Origin of the sequence: Kitasatospora sp. NPDC096077, assembly GCF_040303245.1 — a bacterium.
Taxonomy (GTDB): Bacteria; Actinomycetota; Actinomycetes; order Streptomycetales; family Streptomycetaceae; genus Kitasatospora.
Window position 1 is genome coordinate 74,531 of record NZ_JBEOSV010000030.1, and the last position, 21,711, is coordinate 96,241.

Genomic DNA, 21,711 nt, shown 5'->3' on the forward strand with positions numbered 1-21,711 from the left:
GTAAGAACAGTATTTGACTTGGAACCAGAGGGACCCTATCACGCCCCCTCGAAGACCTTCCGGACAAATCCCCCCAGGGGTACGGGCGTTATCCTGTGATCGACACCACGTTGCCGGAAACCGCCGCCGGGGGCCGGACGGTGCCGCCCGACTTGTGAAGTCCTTGTACGGGCCCGCCCCCCGCCCGCCCGCCGTGGCGGAGCCCTGCAGTAGTCTCGGCGCCGGGGGGATGATCAGCCGGGCCGACGTGCGGCCCGGCCGAGCCGTACGCCTTCCCGTCGGCAGTAAAGACGGTGTGACCTGCTGATGTTGAAGCGGGCTCAAGCCCGAACACGATTGACTCGGTCGCTGACTGGTGCTTAGCATCCGAGGCGGGCGGGTGACCTGGGACATTTTCACGAGTGCTGCGCAGTCCTGCGCGACCGGGGGCAACGGAACTCCCCGGAGGATTAATGGGGGATTCTCACGGTGTTCGCCGAATCGCATTCCGCTGCCCTCCCGCTGTCCGCGGCCCAACAGCGCGTCTGGTACGCCCAGAAGCTGAACCCGGCGAGTTCCCTCTACAACATCAGCGGATACGTCGAGTTGCGCGGCGCACTCGATCCCGAGCTGTTCGAGCACGCACTGCGGCATTCCGTCGACGCGGCCGAGGCACTGCACGTGCGTTTCGTCGAAGAGGACGGCACCCCCCGGCAGTTCGTCCGGTCCGAGCGCGACTGGCGGCTCATCGTCCACGACCTGACGGCGGACCGGAATCCGCTCCGGGCCGCGCTCGACCTGATGGCCGCGGACCTCACCGAGACCACCGACCTCGCCGCCGGCCCGCTGTTCACCCAGGTCCTGTTCGCGCTCGCCCCGGACCACCACCTCTGGTACACCCGGGTCCACCACATCGCGACCGACGCCTACGGGTTCAACCTCGTGGTGCAGCGGGTCGCCGCCTGCTACACCGCGCTGGCCACGGGCGCCGAGGTCCCGCCCGCGGAGTTCGCCCCGCTGGACGCCTTCCTCGGCGAGAGCGAGCGGTACGCCGCCTCCGAGCAGAGCCGCAAGGACCGCGCCCACTGGCTCGACCGCTTCGCCGACGACCCCGAGCTGCTGAGCCTGCCCGACCGCGAGCTCGGCCTCTGGTCCGAGGCCCGGCGCTCCACCGAGCAGGTGGAACCGGAGCTGGTCGCCGAGCTCAAGCGGCTGGCCGCCGAGGCCCGGACCACCTGGCAGGTCACGCTCACCGCCGCGGCCGCGGCGTACCTGCGCCGGTTCACCAGTACCGAGGACGTGGTGCTCGGCTTCCCGGTCACCGGCCGCCTCGGCGGCATCATGCAGGCCACCCCGGGGATGGCCTCCAACGTGCTGCCGCTGCGCCTCGACGTCCGGGCCGAGGCCTCGTTCGCCGACCTCCAGCGCACCGTCGCGCGCGAACTCCGGGCCCTGCTGCGCCACCAGCGCTACCGCGGCGAGGACCTGCGCAAGGACCTCGGGCTCGGCGCCCACTCCCGGCGGATGTTCGGACCCGCCGTCAACTTCCTCCCGCTCCGGCCCGGCCTGCGTTTCGGCGACTGCCCGGCCGAGATCCACAGCGTGCCGAGCGGCCCGGTCGACGACCTGACCTTCGCCTTCGAGGGCGGCGGCGAGGGCGCCGGGCTGCGGCTGCGGGTCGCCAGCAACGCGTCCGCCTTCACCGCGGACGAGATCACCGACCACGGCCGGCGATTCCTGACCTTCCTGCGGGCGCTCGCCGCCGAACCCGCCCGCCCGGTCGGGCAGTTGGAGGTGCTGGGCGCGGACGAACGCCGCCGGGTGCTGACCGACTGGAACCCCACCGCCGAGGACCTGGCCGCCGGCACCCTCACGGCCCGGTTCGAGGCCCAGGCCGCCCGCACGCCCGAGGCCGTCGCGCTCACCTGGCAGGACACCGAACTGACCTACCGGGAGCTGAACGAGTGGGCCAACCGGCTCGCCCACCGGCTGATCGCCCGCGGCGCCGGCCCCGAGGACCTGGTCGGCCTCGTGCTGCCGCGCTCGCCGGAGCTGGTGGTGGCGATCCTGGCGGTCCTGAAGGCGGGGGCCGGCTACCTGCCGATCGACCCGGACGCCCCGCGGGCACGGATCGACGCCGTGCTGGCCGAGGGCCGTCCGGTGCTCGTCCTGGACGGCCCGGAGGCGGTGCGGGACACCGACGGCGCCCCGGCCACCGACCCGGTGGACGCCGACCGGCGCACGCCGCTGCGGCAGGACCACCCGGCCTACGTGATCTTCACCTCCGGTTCCACCGGCAAGCCCAAGGGCGTGGTGATCCCGCACCGGAACGTCACCCGGCTGTTCTCGGCGGCCGACCGCGAGTTCGACTTCGGCGACCAGGACGTCTGGACGCTGTTCCACTCCTACGCCTTCGACTTCTCGGTCTGGGAGCTGTGGGGCGCCCTGCTGTACGGCGGCCGGCTCGTCGTGGTGCCGCACGCGGTGTCCCGCTCGCCGCAGGACTTCCTGGCCCTGCTGTCCGAGCAGCGCGTCACGGTGCTCAATCAGACGCCGTCCGCGTTCTACCAGCTGATCGAGGCCGACCAGCAGAACCCCGACACCCCGCTCAGCTTGCGCTACGTCGTCTTCGGCGGTGAGGCGCTGGCCCCCGGCCGGCTCGGCGCCTGGTACGCCCGGCACCCGGAGGACCGGCCGACGCTGGTCAACATGTACGGGATCACCGAGACCACCGTGCACGTCACCCACCGCGCGCTGGACCGGGCGGGCGCCGCGACCGACACCGGCAGCACCGTCGGCCCCGCCCTCGCGGACCTGCGGGCCTACGTCCTCGACTCCTCCCTGCGGCCGGTGCCGCCCGGCGTCACCGGCGAGCTCTACGTGGCCGGCGCCGGGCTGGCCCGCGGCTACCTGGGCCGCCCCGCGCTCACCGCGGACCGGTTCGTCGCCTGCCCGTTCGGCCCGGCCGGCGCGCGGATGTACCGCACCGGCGACCTGGCCCGCTGGTCCCCGGACGGCGCGCTGGTCTACGAGGGCCGCGCCGACCACCAGGTGAAGATCCGCGGCTTCCGGATCGAACTCGGCGAGATCGAGGCGGCGCTGTCCCGCCACCCGCAGGTCGCCCAGGCCACCGTCATCGCCCACCAGGACCGGTCCGGGGACAAGCGGCTGGTCGCCTACGTGGTCGCCCGGGGCGCCCTGGACGCCTCGGAAGCCTCGGACGCCTCGGACGTCTTGGACGCCGCCGAACTGCGCGCGTACGCCGCCCGGGCGCTGCCCGGCTACATGGTGCCCGCCGCCGTGGTCCTGCTGGACGCCCTGCCGCTGACCACCAACGGCAAGCTCGACCGCCGGGCCCTGCCCGCGCCCCGGTTCGAGGCCGAGGCCGTCGGCCGCGGCCCGCGCGACGCCCGGGAGGAGGCCCTCTGCGGGCTGTTCGCCCAGGCCCTCGACGTCGACCGGGTCGGCATCGACGACAGCTTCTTCGACCTCGGCGGGCACTCCCTGCTGGCCACCCGCCTGGCCGGCCTGATCCGCGCCGAACTCGGCCTGGAACTCCCGCTCGGCACCCTCTTCGAGGCCCCGACCGTGGCCCAGCTGGTCGACCGGATCGCCGAGGCCGAGACGGCCCGCCCGGCGCTGCGGCCGATGCCGCGACCGGACGCCGTGCCGCTGTCGTTCGCGCAGCAGCGCCTGTGGTTCCTGCAGCAGATCGAGGGCGCGGACCCGACCTACAACATGCCGCTGGCCCTGCGGCTCGACGGCGAGCTGGACCGGGAGGCGCTGCGGGCCACACTGGACGACGTGGTCCGCCGCCACGAGTCGCTGCGTACGCTGTTCACCGAGACCGACGGGTCGGCCCGGCAGCAGGTACTCGACCCCCGCGCGCTGCCCCTGCCGGTGACCGCCGCCACCGCGGCGGAGCTGCCCGGCCTGCTGGCCGCGGCCGCCGCCACCCCCTTCGAGCTGCACCGCGAACTCCCGCTGCGCGCCTCGCTGTTCGCACTCTCCCCGACCGAGCACGCGCTGCTGCTGGTGATGCACCACATCGCCGGCGACGAGTGGTCGATGGCACCGCTGGCCCGCGACCTGGGCACCGCCTACGCGGCCCGGCTGGCCGGCACGGCCCCCGACTGGCAGCCGCTGCCCGTGCAGTACGCGGACTACACGCTGTGGCAGCGCGAGCTGCTCGGCGACGAGGAGCGCCCCGACAGTCTGGCCGGCCGCCAACTGGCCTTCTGGCGCGAGACATTGGCCGACCTGCCGGAGGAGCTCCCGCTGCCCGGCGCCGGTCCGCGCCCGGCGGTCCCCGGCCGGCGCGGCGAGGCGCTGCCGGTACGGTTCGACGCCGAACTGCACCGCGCCCTGGCCGAGCTCGGCCGGGAGCGCCGGGCGACGCTCTTCATGGTGCTGCAGGCGGGCCTGTCCGCGCTGCTCAGCAGGCTCGGCGCGGGCACCGACATCCCGCTCGGCACCGCGCTCGCGGGCCGCACCGACCAGGCCCTCGACGAGCTGGTCGGGTTCTTCGTGAACACCCTGGTGCTGCGCACCGACACCTCGGGCGACCCGGGCTTCGCCGAGCTGGTGGACAGGGTGCGGACCGCCGACCTCGCGGCCTTCGCGCACCAGGACCTCCCGTTCGACCGCCTGGTCGAGGTGCTCAACCCCAGCCGGGCGGCCAACCGGCACCCGCTGTTCCAGGTGATGCTGGTGCTGCAGAGCACCGCCGCCTCCGAGCTCGGCCTGCCGGGCCTGGAGGTCCGCAAGGAGCAGATCCACCCCGGCGGGGCGAAGTTCGACCTGTCGCTCAGCCTGGCCGAGACCCGCGACGCCGACGGCGCCCCCGGCGGCCTCGAAGGCTACGTCGAGTACAGCACCGACCTGTTCGACCGGGAGACCGTCGCCGCCCTGGTGCGGCGCCTGGAGCGGCTGCTCCTCGCGGTGGTCGCCGACCCCGCGCGCGCCATCGGCGCGGTGGACCTGCTGACCGAGGGCGAGCACGACCTGCTCACCACCGGCTGGAACGACACCCGCCGGGAGGTCCCGGCCCTGACGGTGCCGGCCCTGTTCGAGGCCCAGGTCGGCCGGACGCCGGACGCGCCCGCCGTCCTGTTCGGCGACACCGCGCTGTCGTACGCCGAACTCGACCGCCGAGCCAACAGGTTGGCCCGGCTGCTGATCGGCCGCGGCATCGGCCCGGAGTCCGTCGTCGCGCTGATGCTGCCCCGCTCCGCCGACCTCGTGGTCGCGATGCTGGCCGTGCTCAAGGCCGGCGCCGGCTACCTCCCGGTCGACCCCGAGTACCCCGCCGAGCGCATCGCCTACCTGTTCGAGGACGGCGCCCCCGCGCTCACCGTGACCACCGGGGCGCTGGCCGCCGGCCCGCTGCCGGCCGGCACGGCGCACATCGTGCTCGACGCCGACGAGTCGGCCGGCCTCCCGGACCACGACGTCCGGGACCGGGACCGCCGGGCCCCGCTCCGGCTCGGCCACCCCGCGTACGTCATCTTCACCTCCGGCTCCACCGGCCGGCCCAAGGGCGTCGTCGCCACCCACCGCGGCGTGGCCGGCCTGCTCGCCGCCCAGCGCGACCGACTGGTCGTCGGCCCCGGCGACCGGGTGCTCCAGTTCGCCTCGTTCAGCTTCGACGCGGCGTTCTGGGAGCTGGTCATGGCGCTGCTCTCCGGCGCCACCCTGGTGGTCGCCGAACCGGACCGGCTGCGGCCCGGCGCCCCGCTGGCCGAGCTGGTGGCCGCCCACCGGGTCAGCCACCTGACGCTCCCGCCGACCGCGCTGGACGTCCTCGCACCCGAGGACCTGCCCTCGGTGCGCTCGCTGGTGGTGGCCGGCGAGGCCGCCTCCGGGAACCTGGTGGCGCGCTGGTCGCCGGGACGCCGACTGGTCAACGCCTACGGCCCCACCGAGACCACCGTGTGCGCCACCATGAGCCAGCCGCTGCACGGCGACGAGCGGCCGCCGATCGGCGGACCGATCGGCAACATGCGCGCCTACGTCCTGGACGAGCGGCTGCGCCCGGTCCCGGTCGGGGTGCCCGGCGAGCTGTACGTGGCCGGCGACGGCCTCGCCCGCGGCTACCTGCGGCGGCCGAGCCTGTCCGCCACCCGCTTCGTCGCCTGCCCGTTCGGCGAGCCGGGCGAGCGGATGTACCGCACCGGCGACCTGGCCCGGCGCCGGGCCGACGGCACCCTCGAATACCTGGGCCGCACCGACGACCAGGTGAAGGTGCGCGGCCACCGCGTCGAGCTCGGCGAGATCGAGTCCGCCCTGGCCGCGCGGCCCGGCGTGGCCGCGGCCACCGTGGTGGCCCGGACGGACCGGGGGGCCGGCCAACTGGTCGGCTACGTCGTCCCGTCCGACCACGCCGTGGCCGCCGACGCACCGGCCGCCGAGGCCCTGGCCGCGGACCTGCGGGCCGACCTGCGTCGTCGACTGCCGGAGTACATGGTGCCGGCGGCTGTGGTGGTGCTGGGTGTGCTGCCGTTGACGCCGAACGGGAAGGTGGACCGGAAGGCTCTGCCGGTGCCGGATTTCGGTGCGGTGGTGTCGGGTCGTGGGCCTCGGACGGTGCGGGAGGAGGTGTTGTGCGGGGTCTTCGCGGAGGTGCTGGGCCTGGAGCGGGTCGGTGTCGATGACGACTTCTTCGAGCTGGGTGGGCATTCGCTGTTGGCGACGCGTCTGGTGAGTCGGGTGCGTGCGGTGCTGGGTGTGGAGTTGCCGTTGCGGGCGTTGTTCGAGACGCCGACGGTGGCGGGTCTGGTGGGTGCGGCGGGTGAGCCGGTGCGGGTGCCGTTGCGTGCGGTGGAGCGGCCGGAGGCGGTGCCGTTGTCGTTCGCGCAGCAGCGGTTGTGGTTTGTGAGCCAGTTGGAGAGTGCCGGCGCGCTGTACAACATGCCGGTGGTGCTGCGGCTTTCGGGTGTGGTGGACGAGGCTGCGTTGCGGGCGGCGCTGGGTGATGTGGTGGGCCGTCATGAGTCGTTGCGTACGGTGTTCGTGCCGGTGGACGGTCGGGCGCGTCAGGTGGTGCTGGGTGCCGGGGACGTCGAGGTGCCGTGGAGTGGTCGACGGGTCGACGGTGAGGGCGAGTTGGCCGCGGTGGTGCGGGGGGCGGTGACGGCCGGGTTCGACCTGGCAGCCGAACTTCCGCTGCGGGCGCACCTGTTCACGCTGGACGGCGCGGATCATGTGCTGGTGCTGGTGCTGCACCACATTGCGGGTGACGGCTGGTCGATGGCGCCGCTGGCCCGCGACCTGGGCACCGCCTACGCCGCCCGGCTGGGCGGCGCGGCCCCCGACTGGCAGCCGCTGCCGGTGCAGTACGCCGACTACGCGCTGTGGCAGCGAGAGCTGCTGGGTGACGAGGATGTCGAGGGAAGCCTCTCTCACCGCCAACTCGCCCACTGGGCCGAGGTGTTGGCCGATCTGCCGGTGGAGCTGGCGTTGCCGGTGGACCGGCCGCGGCCGGCGCAGGCCAGCCACCGTGGTGGCACGGTGGCGCTGGACTGGGACGCCGAACTGCACCGGGCACTGAATACACTGGCGCGGGAGAACCAGGCCAGTGTGTTCATGGTGGTCCACGCCGCCCTGGCCGCGCTGTTGAGCGCGTTGGGGGCGGGGGAGGACATCCCGATCGGCACGCCGATCGCCGGTCGCACCGACGAGGGTCTGGACGACCTGGTCGGCTTCTTCGCCAACACCCTGGTGCTGCGCACCGACGTGTCCGGCACGCCGTCGTTCCGCGAACTGCTGGAGCGCGTCCGCAGCGTGGACCTGGCGGCCTACGCGCACCAGGACACGCCGTTCGAGCGCCTGGTGGAGCTGGTCAACCCGGCGCGTTCGATGGCCCGTCACCCGCTGTTCCAGGTGATGCTGGCGTTCCAGAACACCCCGCAGGTCAGCCTCGACCTCCAGGGCCTGAGCTTCACCCTGGAACCCGTCGACCTCGACATCGCCAAGTTCGACCTCTCCGTCAACGTCCAGGAGCAGCACGGCGAGCAGGGCCCGGACGGCATCCGCGGGGTGCTGGAGTTCAACGGCGACCTGTTCGACTGGTCGACCGCCCAGGCGCTGGCCGTCCGCTTCGAGCGGGTGCTGCGCGCGGTCGTCGCCGACCCGGACCGGCCGATCGCCGTCCTGGACCTCCTCGACCAGGAGGAGCGCCGACGTCTCCTGCTGGACTGGAACGACACCAAGGCCGCCGTCGACCACGCCTGCCTGCCGGAGCTGTTCGAGGCGCAGGCCGCCCGCACCCCCGCGGCCACCGCCGTGCTCGACGGTGACCTCGCGCTGAGCTACGCCGAGCTGAACGCCCGCGCCAACGGCATCGCGCACCGGCTGATCGAGGCGGGCGTGGGCCCCGAGGACCTGGTCGCGGTGGCGCTGCCGCGCTCCGCGCAGCTGATGTGCGCCCTGCTCGGCGTCGTGAAGGCCGGCGCGGCCTACCTCCCGGTCGACCCCGACTACCCCGCCGAGCGCATCGACTACATGCTGCGCGACGCCGCACCGGCCCTGGTGATCTCCACCGACGGTGCCCTCGCCGACGGCCTGCGGGCCGACGGGCTGCGGGTCGACGGGCTGCGGGTCGACGGGCCGGCCCCCGTCGACGCCAACCCGACGGACCGCGACCGGGTGCGCCCGCTGCGGCCGCACCACCCCGCGTACGTCATCTACACCTCCGGCTCCACCGGCCGGCCCAAGGGCGTGCTGGTGGAACAGCACAACCTGGTCGACTACCTGGAGTGGGCCGGCCGCAGCTACCCCAGCGCGGCCGGGGCGGCGGTGCTGCACTCCTCGGTGTCCTTCGACATGACGGTCACCGCGCTGTTCACCCCGCTGACCGTCGGCGGCTGCGTGCGGATCGCCGAGCTGGAGGACGCCGCGGCGGCGGGCACCGCCCCCACCCTGGTGAAGGGCACCCCGAGCCACCTGCCGCTGCTGGAGGCCCTGCCCGCCGACGCCTCGCCCACCGGAGACCTGCTGCTCGCGGGTGAGCCGCTGACCGCCGGGACGCTGCGGAGCTGGCGCCGGGCGCACCCGGCCGTGACCGTGCGCAATGTGTACGGCCCGACCGAGACCACGGTGAGCTGCGCCGAGTACCGGATCGAGCCGGGTACCGAGCCCGGCACCGGCATCCTGCCGGTCGGCCGACCGCTCGCGAACACCCGCCTCTACGTGCTCGGCGCCGGGCTGGCCCCGGTCCCGGCCGGGGTGACCGGCGAGCTGTACGTGGCCGGGAACGGCGTGGCGCGCGGCTATCTCGGCCGGCCCGGGCTGACCGCCGAGCGCTTCGTGGCCGACCCCTTCGGCGAGCCCGGCTCCCGGATGTACCGCACCGGTGACCTGGCCCGCTGGACCCCGGACGGCGAACTCGTCGTCATCGGCCGTGCGGACCACCAGGTGAAGCTGCGCGGCTTCCGGATCGAGCTCGGCGAGATCGAGGCCGTGCTGGTCCGGCACCCCGCCGTGGCCCGTGCCACCGTTTTGGTCCGCGAGGACCAGCCCGGTGACAAGCGCCTGGTCGGCTACGTCGTCCCGCGCGGCGAGAGCCTGCCGGACGCCGCCGAACTGCGCTCCCACGTCGCCACCGCACTCCCCGACTACATGGTGCCGGCGGCTGTGGTGGTGCTGGGCGCGCTGCCGTTGACGCCGAACGGGAAGGTGGACCGGAAGGCTCTGCCGGTGCCGGATTTCGGTGCGGTGGTGTCGGGTCGTGGGCCTCGGACGGTGCGGGAGGAGGTGTTGTGCGGGGTCTTCGCGGAGGTGCTGGGCCTGGAGCGGGTCGGCATCGATGACGACTTCTTCGAGCTGGGTGGGCATTCGCTGTTGGCGACGCGTCTGGTGAGTCGGGTGCGTGCGGTGCTGGGTGTGGAGTTGCCGTTGCGGGCGTTGTTCGAGACGCCGACGGTGGCCGGTCTGGTGGGTGCGGCGGGTGAGCCGGTGCGGGTGCCGTTGCGTGCGGTGGAGCGCCCGGAGGCGGTGCCGTTGTCGTTCGCGCAGCAGCGGTTGTGGTTCGTGAGCCAGTTGGAGAGTGCCGGCGCGCTGTACAACATGCCGGTGGTGCTGCGGCTTTCGGGGGCGGTGGACGAGACTGCGTTGCGGGCGGCGCTGGGTGATGTGGTGGGCCGTCATGAGTCGTTGCGTACGGTGTTCGTGCCGGTGGACGGTCGGGCGCGTCAGGTGGTGCTGGGTGCCGGGGACGTCGAGGTGCCGTGGAGTGGTCGACGGGTCGACGGTGAGGGCGAGTTGGCCGCGGTGGTGCGGGGGGCGGTGACGGCCGGGTTCGACCTGGCAGCCGAACTTCCGCTGCGGGCGCACCTGTTCACGCTGGACGGCGCGGATCATGTGCTGGTGCTGGTGCTGCACCACATCGCGGGTGACGGCTGGTCGATGGCGCCGCTGGCCCGCGACCTGGGCACCGCCTACGCCGCCCGGCTGGGCGGCGCGGCCCCCGACTGGCAGCCGCTGCCCGTGCAGTACGCCGACTACGCCCTCTGGCAGCGGGAACTCCTCGGCGACGAGGAGCACCCCGACAGTCTTGCCAGCCGCCAACTCGCCCATTGGGCCGAGACATTGGCCGAGCTGCCGGAGGAGCTGGCGTTGCCGGTGGACCGGCCGCGGCCGGCGCAGGCCAGTCACCGTGGTGGCACGGTGGTGCTGGACTGGGACGCCGGACTGCACCGGGCACTGCAGGTGCTGGCGCGGGAGAACCAGGCCAGTGTGTTCATGGTGGTCCACGCCGCGCTGGCCGCGCTGTTGAGCGCGTTGGGGGCGGGGGAGGACATCCCGATCGGCACGCCGATCGCCGGACGTACCGACGAGGGTCTGGACGACCTGGTCGGCTTCTTCGCCAACACCCTGGTGCTGCGCACCGACGTGTCCGGCACGCCGTCCTTCCGCGAACTGCTGGAGCGCGTCCGCAGCGTGGACCTGGCGGCCTACGCGCACCAGGACACGCCGTTCGAGCGCCTGGTGGAGCTGGTCAACCCGGCGCGCTCGATGGCCCGTCACCCGCTGTTCCAGGTGATGCTGGCGTTCCAGAACACCCCACAGGTCAGCCTCGACCTCCAGGGCCTGAGCTTCACCCTGGAACCCGTCGACCTCGACATCGCCAAGTTCGACCTGCTGTGGAGCCTGCGGGAGCGCCCGGACACCGACGGCGTCGACGGCATCCTCGAATACAGCACGGACCTCTTCGACGCCGGGACGGCGGCCACCCTGGTGCGCCGGCTGGAGCGGGTGCTGCGCGCGGTGGTGGCCGACCCGGACCGGCCGATCGCCGTCCTGGACCTCCTCGACCGGGAGGAGCGCCGACAGCTGCTGGCGGACTGGACGGACACCGCGGCCCAGGTCACCCCGGCGCCCCTGCCGGAGCTGTTCGAGGCGCAGGCCGCCCGCACCCCCGCGGCCACCGCCGTGCTGGAGGGCGACCTCGCGCTGAGCTACGCCGAGCTGAACGCCCGCGCCAACCGCCTGGCCCGGCTGCTGGTCGACCGCGGAGTCGGCCCGGAGTCGGTGGTGGCCCTGTCGCTGCCGCGTTCGGCCGAGCTGGTGACCGCCGCCCTGGCCGTGCTCAAGGCCGGCGGCGCCTACCTGGCCGTCGACCCCGACTACCCCGCCCAGCGGGCCGGCTTCATGTGCGCGGACGCCGCCCCGGTCGGCGTGCTGACCGCCGGCGGATCGGACGGCCGGCTCCCGGCGGAGCTGACCCGCTGGCGGCTGGACGACCCGGACACGGTCGCGGAGTTGGCCGGGTACCCCGCGGCCGACCTGACCGACGCCGAGCGCCGCACCCCGCTGCGCACCGGCCACCCGGCCTACGTGGTCTACACCTCCGGCTCCACCGGGACGCCCAAGGGCGTGCTGGTCAGCCACCGCGGCCTGGCCGCCCTGGCCGTCTCGCACCGGGACGCCCTCGGCCTGGACGGCGACTCCCGGGTGCTGCAGTTCGCCTCGCTCAGCTTCGACGCCTCGGCCGGCGAGCTGGTCATGACGCTGCTGTCCGGCGCCACCCTGGTCGTCCCGCGCCCGGAGCAGGTCATCGGCGAGGGGGTCGTGGAGCTCATCGCCACGGCCGGGGTGACCCACGCGATGCTGCCGCCCGCGTTCCTCGCCACCCTCGACCCGGCACGGGTGACCACCCTGCGCGGCCTGATCACCGGCGGCGAGGCCTGCCCGCCCGAGGTCACCGCCCGCTGGTCGGACGGCCGGACGATGCTGAACGCCTACGGCCCCACCGAGTCGACGGTGTGCGCGAGCCTGAGCCGGCCGCTGTCCGGCGCGGTGGTCGCACCGATCGGCCGCCCGGTGGCCAACACCCGCGCGTTCGTGCTCGGCCCGGGCCTGGTCCCGGTCCCGGTCGGCGTCGTGGGCGAGCTCTACCTGGCCGGCGACGGCCTGGCCCGCGGCTACCTCGGCCGGCCCGGACTGACCGCCGAGCGCTTCGTGGCCGACCCCTTCGGCGAGCCCGGCTCCCGGATGTACCGCACCGGCGACCTGGCCCGCTGGACCGAGGACGGCGAACTCGTCTTCGCAGGACGGGCCGACAACCAGGTGAAGCTGCGCGGCTTCCGGATCGAGCTCGGCGAGATCGAGGCCGTGCTGGTCCGGCACCCCGCCGTGGCCCGCGCCACCGTCCTGGTCCGCGAGGACCAGCCCGGTGACAAGCGCCTGGTCGGCTACGCCGTCCCCGCGGACGGCGCCGCGCCGGACCCGGCCGAGCTGCGCGCCCACGTCGCCGCCGCGCTGCCGGAGCACATGGTGCCCGCGGCCGTCGTGGTGGTGGACGGCATCCCGCTGTCCCGCACCGGCAAGGTGGACCGGGCGGCCCTGCCGGCCCCCCGGTACGACACGCTGCGCTCGGGCCGCGGCCCCCGGACCGCCCGCGAGGAGGTGCTCTGCGCGCTCTTCGCCGAGGTGCTCGGCCTGGAGCAGGTCGGTATCGACGACAGCTTCTTCGACCTCGGCGGGCACTCCCTGATCGCCACCCGCCTGGTCAGCCGGATCCGATCGGTGCTGGACCTCGAACTGCCGCTCGCGGTGCTGTTCGAGGCGCCGACGGTGGCCGCGGTCGCGGCCTACACCGGAACCGGGGCGGACGCCCGCCCGGCACTCGTCCGGGGACCGCGCCCGGAGGTGCTGCCGCTGTCCTTCGCCCAGCACCGGCTGTGGTTCCTGGGCCGGCTGCACGAGGCCGACGCCGTCTACAACATGCCCGTCCCGCTGCGGCTGACCGGCACCGTCGACCGGCCCGCCCTCCAGGCGGCGCTGGACGACCTGCTGGCCCGGCACGAGTCGCTGCGCACCCTGCTCGTCGAGGTCGACGGGCGCGCGGAGCAGCGGGTGCTCGACGCCGACCGGACGCCCTTCCCGCTGAGCTTCGTCGACGCCACGGCGGCGGAGCTGCCCGAGCTGGTCACCGCCGCGGCGCGGGCCGGGTTCGACCTGGCCACCGAACTGCCGGTGCGGGCCACCCTGTTCGGCTTCGGCCCGGAGGAGCACGTGCTGCTGCTGGCGCTGCACCACAGTGCCGCCGACGGCTGGTCGCTGGCCCCGCTGGCCCGCGACCTGGGCGCCGCGTACGCGGCCCGGCTGGGCGGTACGGCTCCCGACTGGCAGCCGCTGCCCGTGCAGTACGCGGACTACGCCCTGTGGCAGCGGGAACTCCTCGGCGACGAGGAGCACCCCGACAGTCTCGCCCACCGTCAACTCGCCCACTGGCGTGAGGCGTTGGCCGACCTGCCGGAGGAGCTGGCGCTGCCGGTCGACCGGCAGCGGCCGGCCGTGGCCAGCCACCGCGGCGGCCGCGTCGCGGTGGCCTGGGACGCCGAACTGCACCGGGCCGCGACGGAACTCGCGCGCACCACCGCCACCAGCGTGTTCATGGTGGTGCAGGCCGCCCTGGCCACCCTGCTGACCAGGCTCGGCGCCGGCGAGGACATCCCCGTCGGCAGCCCGATCGCGGGCCGGACCGACGAGGCGCTGGACGGCCTCATCGGCTGCTTCACCAACACCGTCGTGCTGCGCACCGACACCTCCGGCAACCCCGGCTTCCGGGAGCTGCTGGGCCGCGTGCGGGCGGCCAACCTGGCCGCCTACACCCACCAGGACCTGCCGTTCGAGCGCCTGGTGGAGGTGCTCAACCCGGTCCGGTCGCTGTCCCGGCAGCCGCTGTTCCAGGTGCTGCTGGCCTTCCAGAACACCCCGGAGGTGGCCCTGCGGCTGCCCGGCCTGGACATCGGACTGGAGCCGGTCGAGACCGGGGTGGCCAAGTTCGACCTCGCGCTGAGCCTGCACGAGACCCACGGCGAGGACGGCGGGGCCGGCATCGAGGGCATGCTGGAGTACAGCACCGACCTCTTCGACCGCCCGAGCGCGGAACTGCTCGTCACCCGGCTGTCCCGGCTGCTGCGCGCGGTGCTGGCCGACCCGGACCGGCCGATCGGCCAGGTCGACGTCCTCGGCGACGCCGAGCGGCACCGGGTGCTCCGGGAGTGGAACGACACCGCGGCGGCGCTGCCCGCCGAGGCGTCCACCGTGCACCGGGTCTTCGCCGACCGCGCGCGCCGGCACCCGGAGGCGGTCGCCGTCCGGGCGGGCGCGCGGGAGCTGACCTTCGGTGAGCTGGACGCGCGGGCCGACCGGCTCGCCCGGCGGCTGATCGGGCTCGGCGTCCGGCCCGAGGACCGGGTCGCGGTGCTGACCGAGCGCTCCGTCGAGCTGGTGGTCTGCCTGCTCGGCGTGCTCAAGGCGGGCGCGGCCTACGCGCCGCTGCACGAGGGCTACCCGGCCGAGCGGATGCAGCAGGTGCTGCGGCGGTCGGGGGCGAGCGTCCTGCTCACCGACCGCGCCTGGCAGGAACGCGGGGTGCCGCAGGCCGCGCAGGTCGTGCTGGTCGACGAGACGGACCTGCCGCCGACCGGCGGCGCCGCCGTCCCGGCCGTCCCGGCGCACCCCGAGCAGGCGGTGTACGTGATGCACACCTCCGGCTCCACCGGCGAGCCCAAGGGCATCACCATCACCCACCGCGCCCTGCTGGAACTGGTCCTCGACCCGCGCTGGGAGCTGGGGCACCAGGACCGGGTGCTGATGCACGCGCCGTACGCCTTCGACATCGCCGACTACGAACTGTGGATCCCGCTGCTGACCGGCGGCCAGGTCGTGCTGGCCCCGCCCGGGGACGTCGACGTCGCCGAGCTGAAGCGGCTGATCGTCGAGGAGCGGATCACCGGGGTGCACTTCACCGCGGGCCTCTTCCGGGTCGTCGCGGACGACCTGGCGGACTGCCTCGGCGGGGTCCGGGAGATCCTCACCGGTGGCGACGTGGTCTCGGTGGCCGCCGTCGAGAGCGTGCTGCGGGCCGCCCCGCACGTCGTGGTCCGGCACCTGTACGGGCCGACCGAGATCACCCTGTGCGCCACCCAGTACCGGGTCACCGCCCCGGCGGAACTGGGCGACCGGCTGCCGATCGGCCGGCCGATGGCCAACACCCGGGTGTACGTGCTGGACGGCGCGCTGTCCGCGGTGCCGGTCGGCGTCGCGGGTGAGCTGTACATCGCGGGCGCCGGCCTGGGCCGGGGCTACCTCGACCGGCCGGGCCTGACCGGCGAGCGCTTCGTGGCCGACCCCTTCGGCCCGGCGGGCGAGCGGATGTACCGCACCGGCGACCTGGCCCGCTGGCGTCCGGACGGCACGCTGGAGTTCGTCGGCCGGGCCGACGACCAGGTGAAGATCCGCGGCTTCCGGGTCGAGCCCGGCGAGATCGAGGCCGTGCTCGGCCGGCACCCGGCGGTCGCCCAGAACGCGGTGGTCGTCCGGGAGGACCGGCCGGGCGACCAGCGCCTGGTGGCGTACGTGGTCGCGGCCGGCGACGAGGGGCCGACCGGCCCCGAGCACCCGGCGACGGACCGCCTCGACCCGGCGGAACTGCGCACCTTCGTCGGCACCGTGCTGCCCGACTACATGGTGCCCGCCGCCGTGGTGGTGCTGGACGCGCTGCCGCTGACGCCCAACGGGAAGCTGGACCGCAAGGCCCTGCCCGCCCCCGCGGCGCGTCCGGCCGGCTCTGGCGGGGCCCCGCGCAACGCCCGCGAGGAACTGCTGTGCGGGCTGGTCGGGGAGGTCCTCGGGCTCGGCACCGTCGGCATCCACGACAACTTCTTCGAGCTCGGCGGCGACAGCATCGGCTCCATCCAGCTGGTCAGCCGGGCCCGCGCGGCCGGGCTGGCACTGACCCCGAAGGACGTCTTCCAGGCCAAGACGGTCGCCCAACTCGCCCTGGTGGCGGGCGAGGTGGTCGTCCGGGCCGCCGACGACGGGGTCGGCCCGCTCCCGCTCACCCCGGTCATGCACGACCTGCGGGCGCGCGGCGGCACGCTGGACGGCCTGCAGCAGTCGGTGCTGCTGCAGGTCCCCGCCGAGCTGACCACGGCCGGGCTGACCACCGTGCTGCAGAGCGTGCTGGACCACCACGACGTGCTGCGGCTGGAGGTCCTCGACCAGGACTGGCGGCTGCGGACCCGGCCGGCCGGCTCGGTCGACGCCGGGTCCGTGCTGCGGACCGTGGACGTCACCGGGCTGGACGACGCGGCGGCCCGCACGCTGATGCGGGTCGAGGCCGACGCCGCGGGCGACCGGCTGGACCCCGCCGCCGGGGTGCTGCTGCAGGCCGTCCGGTTCGACGCGGGCCCCGCCCGCTCCGGCCGGCTGCTGCTCGCCGTCCACCACCTGGCCGTGGACGGCGTCTCCTGGCGGATCCTGCTGCACGACCTGGCGGCCGCCTGGAGCGCCGTCGCGGCCGGGCAGGAACCCCGGCTGGAACCGGTCGCCACGTCCTTCCGCCGCTGGGCGCGGACCCTCACCGAGGAGGCCGGGCGCCCCGGCCGGACGGCGGAGCTCGCCTTCTGGACCGGACCGGACCGGGCACCGGAACCGCTGCTGGGATCCCGGGCCCTCGACCCGGCCCGGGACACCACCGCCACCGCGCGCTCGCTCACGGTGGCGCTGTCCGCACCGGTCACCGAGGCCGTGCTGACCACCGTCCCGGCGGCGTTCAACGCGGGCGTCAACGACGTCCTGCTGACCGCGCTGGCGCTCGCCGCCACCGTGCTGCGGGAGGACCCGGAGGGCGCCCCGGTGCTCGTCGAGGTCGAGGGCCACGGCCGTCAGGACGACCTGGTGGAGGGGCTCGACCTGTCCCGCACCATGGGGTGGTTCACCACCGTCTACCCGGTCCGGCTCGACCCCGGCGCGGTGGACTGGGACGACCTCTGGTCGGCCGGGCCCGCCGTCGGCCGACTGCTCAAGCGGGTCAAGGAGCAGCTGCGCGCGGTGCCGGACCACGGCATCGGCCACGGCCTGCTGCGCCACCTGAACGCCGGGATGGCCGGAGCGCTGGCGGACACCCCCGCCCCGCAGATCGGCTTCAACTACCTCGGCCGGTTCGACGCCGCCGGACCGGGCGCCGACTGGGGCCTGGCCCCGGAGAGCGCGCAGGACGACGCGGCGGGCCCGCCGTCGGCCGGCCCGACGCCGCTGCGGCACGCGCTGGACGTCAACGCGGTGGTCCGGCCCGGGGCCGACGGCGCCGAACTGCGGGCCGGCTGGACCTGGCCGGACGGTGTCCTGGCCGAGCGGGACGCGCGGGCGCTCGCCGCCACCTGGGTGCGGGTGCTGGAGGCGATGGCCCGCCACGTCGAGCGCGCCGACGCCGGCGGCGCCACCACGTCGGACTTCGACCTGGTGCAGCTGGACCAGGACGAGATCGATGAGTTCGAGAACGAGTTGCTCGAGGACGGGGACCTGTGGTGAAGCGCGCACGGATCGAGGACATGCTGCCGCTCACGGCACTGCAGGAGGGACTGCTCTTCCACTCCCTCTACGACCGGCAGGCCTCGGACGTCTACCACCTGCAGTTCGCCTTCGACCTGCGCGGTGAGCTGGACGCCGAGGCGCTCCACCGGGCGGCCGCCGGCCTGCTGCGCCGGCACGCCAACCTGCGGGCGGCCTTCCGCCAGCGCCGCAACGGCGAGTCGGTGCAGGTCGTGCTGGACGAGGTGACCCTGCCCTGGCGCGTGGTCGACCTCTCCGCCCTGCCCGCGGACCGGCGCGCGCAGGAGCTCGCCACGCTCCTCGCCGAGGACCGGGCGAAGCGGTTCGAGGTCAAGAGCCCGCCGCTGATCCGCTGCCAGCTGGTGCGGCTCGGCGCCCGGGAGCACCGGTTCGTGTTCACCAGCCACCACCTGCTGATGGACGGCTGGTCGGTGCCGCTGCTGCTGAACGAGCTGTTCACCCTGTACGCCGACGGCGGCGACCACGCGCTGGCACCGGTGCGGCCCTACCGCGAGTACCTGCGCTGGCTGGGCCGCCAGGACCGGACCGTCGCCCAGGACGCCTGGCGCCGCCACCTGGCCGGCCTGGAGGGGCCGACGCTGCTCGGCCCGGCCGGGGCCGGCCGCGAGACGGTGGTCCCGGACGAGGCCTCGGTCGACCTCGGCGCGGACCTGACCGCCGGCCTCACCGCGGTGGCCCGGCGCAGCGGACTGACCCTCAACACGGCCGTCCAGGGCGCCTGGGCGCTGGTGCTGTCCCGGCTGACCGGCCGCACCGACGTGGTGTTCGGCGCGACGGTCTCCGGCCGCCCGGCCGACCTCGCCGGCGTCGAGTCCATGATCGGCCTGTTCGCCAACACCGTCCCGGTCCGGGTGCGGACGGACCCGGACCGCTCCCTGGCCGGACTGCTGGCCGACCTGCAGCAGGAGCGCTCGGCCCTCGCCGACTACGAGCACCTCGGCCTCGGCGAGCTCCAGCAGCTCAGCGGCGTGCGCGGCGAACTCTTCGACTCGCTGTACGTGTTCGAGAACTTCCCGGCCCCGGCCGAGCGCGACACCCCCGGCTACCAGGGCCTGACGCTGGCCGGCGCGGACGGCCAGGCCGCCGCCCACTACCCGCTGACCCTGACCGTCCTGCCCGGCGCCACCCTCCGGCTGCGCCTGGACTTCCGCGCCGACCTGTTCGCCCGGGAGACCGTGCTCGGCTGGGCGGACTGCCTGCGCCGGGTGCTGGAGGCGCTGGTGGCCGACCCGGACCAGCCGGCCGGGGCCGTGGACGTGCTCGACGCCGCCCAGCGGCAGCGGCTGCTGGTCGGCTGGAGCGGCGAAACGGCCGCGCCGGACGGCAGTTGCCTCCCGGAGCTGTTCGAGGCCCAGGTCCGCCGGACCCCGGACGCCACCGCGCTCTGGCAGGACGACGCGCCCGTCGGCTACGCCGAGCTGAACGCCCGGGCCAACCGGATGGCCCGCTTCCTGGCCGGCCAGGGGGTCGGCCCGGAGTCGGTGGTCGCGCTCGCCCTGCCGCGCTCGGCGGACCTGCTGGTCGCCCTGCTGGCGGTGCTCAAGGCCGGCGGCGCCTACCTCCCGCTGGACCTCGAACACCCCCGCGAGCGGGTGGAGATGATCACGGCCGCGGCCCGCCCGGCGGTGACCCTGACCACCCGGGACGGACTCACCCGGCTGCCCGCCGGCGAGGCCCGGTGGTGCGTGGACGGCCCCGCCTTCACCGCCGCCGTGGCCGGGTGCGCCGCGGACGACCTGACCGACCGGGACCGCGCCGCCGCGCTGCGGCCCGGCCACCCCGCGTACGTGATCTACACCTCCGGGTCCACCGGGACCCCGAAGGGCGTACTGGTCCCGCACCGCGCCCTGGTCAACTTCCTGCGCGGCACCGGCCGGCTGTTCCCGATGGACACCGCGGACCGGATGCTCGCGGTCACCACGGTGGCCTTCGACATCCACGTGCTGGAGCTGTACCTGCCGCTGCTGGCCGGCGCGGGCGTCGTGGTGGCCGGGCGCGACCAGGTCCGCGACCCCGCCGAACTGGCCGCCCTGCTCCGCCGCAGCGGGGCCACCGTCATGCAGGCCACCCCGACGCTGTGGCAGGCGCTGCTGTCCGAGCACCCGCAGGACGCCCGGGGGCTGCGCATGCTGGTCGGCGGCGAGGCGCTGCCCGCGCCGCTGGCCGCCCGGATGCGGGAGCTCGGCCAGGAGGCCGTCAACCTCTACGGGCCCACCGAGACGACCGTCTGGTCGACCGCCGCCGACCTCGCCGCCGACCTCGGCGCGGACCGCCCGGGGGCGCCCTCGATCGGCCGCCCGATCCGCAACACCCGGGCGTACGTGCTGGACGAGCGGCTCCGGCTGGTCCCGCCCGGGGCGGCCGGCGAACTGTACCTGGCCGGCGAGGGCCTGGCCCGGGGCTACCTGGGCCGGCCGGCGCTGACCGCCGGCCGCTTCGTCGCGGACCCGTACGGGCCCGCCGGGTCGCGGATGTACCGCACCGGCGACCTGGCCCGCTGGACCGAGGACGGCCGGCTGGAGTACCACGGCCGGACCGACCACCAGGTCAAGCTGCGCGGCTTCCGGCTGGAGCTCGGCGAGGTGGAGGCCGCCCTGGTCGCCCAGCAGCAGGTCGCGCAGGCGGTCGTGGTGCTGCGCGAGGACCGGCCCGGTGACCGCCGCCTGGTCGGCTACGTCGTCCCGGCCGGGCCCGCCCTCGACCCCGCGGAGACGCTCGCCGCCCTGCGCCGACGGCTCCCGGAGTACATGGTGCCCGCGGCCGTGGTGCCGCTGGAGGCGCTGCCGCTGACCCCGAACGGGAAGCTCGACCGCAAGGCGCTGCCCGCACCGGACCTCACCGGCCGGCTCTCGGACCGCGAGCCGAGCACCGCCGAGGAGGAGGTGCTGCGCACCCTGTTCGCCGAGGTGCTCGGCCTGGAGCGGATCGGCGTCGACGACGACTTCTTCGAGCTGGGCGGGCACTCGCTGCTGGCGACCCGGCTGGTCACCCGGATCCGCGCGGAACTGGGCACCGACACCTCCATCCGCAGCCTCTTCGAGGCGCCGACGGTGGCGTCCCTCGCCGAGCGGCTGCACCGGCAGGACGACCCCTTCGACACCGTGCTGCGGCTGCGCCCCGGACGCCGCGGCACGCCGTACTTCCTGTTCCACCCCGCGGCCGGGCTCGGCTGGGGCTACACGGGCTTCATCGGCCGGCTCGACCCGGAGTCGGCGCTCTACGCGCTGCAGGCCCGCGGACTCACCGGCGACGGTGAACTCCCCGGCAGCGTACGGGAGATGGCCGCCGACTACCTGGCCCGGATCCGCGCGGTGCAGCCGAACGGGCCGTACCGGCTGCTCGGCTGGTCGTTCGGCGGGCTGGTGGCGCACGCGGTGGCGACGCTGCTCCAGGACGAGGGCGCGGAGGTGGAGCTGCTCGCGCTGCTCGACGCCTACCCGGCGGTGGACGGCCCGGAGGTGTCCGAGGCCGACCTCGACCGGGAGATCCGGGCGGCGCTCGCCGCGGAGCCGTCCGGCGCCCCGGACCCCGCGGGCCCGCCCGCCCGGTCGGACGACCCGCCGGCCGCTCTCGGGGAGCGGGGCGTGGCGGCGCTCAAGCGCGTCGCGGCGAACAACATGCGGATCGCCCGCGGGTTCGTCCCCGGCACCTTCCACGGCGACGTGCTGGCCTTCCGGGCCGCCCGGCAGCCCGGCGGTCCGCTGTCCCCGGCCAAGGCCTGGGCCGCCCATGTGACCGGCGGGATCGACGAGTTCGAGCTGGACTGCACCCACCAGGAGATGACCGCGCCGGCCTCGCTGGACGTGATCGCCGGGGTGCTGCGGGACCGGATGTCGCCGACATCCGGACGATGACAAGGAGAGACAC

At 74.9% G+C, this 21,711-nt stretch carries 2 protein-coding genes; both read left to right on the top strand.

The genetic code is table 11. From position 1 onward, the window contains the following. Positions 1-468: 468 nt before the first annotated feature. Positions 469-17,802, top strand: coding sequence for a non-ribosomal peptide synthetase (locus tag ABTZ03_RS24690; protein ID WP_350515248.1), 17,334 nt, complete (start codon positions 469-471; stop codon positions 17,800-17,802). After that, on the top strand, positions 17,796-21,698 hold the full coding sequence (locus ABTZ03_RS24695; protein ID WP_350515249.1) for a non-ribosomal peptide synthetase: 3,903 nt from the start codon (positions 17,796-17,798) through the stop codon (positions 21,696-21,698). Before ABTZ03_RS24690 ends, ABTZ03_RS24695 begins: the two co-directional genes overlap by 7 nt. Positions 21,699-21,711: the final 13 nt, after the last annotated feature.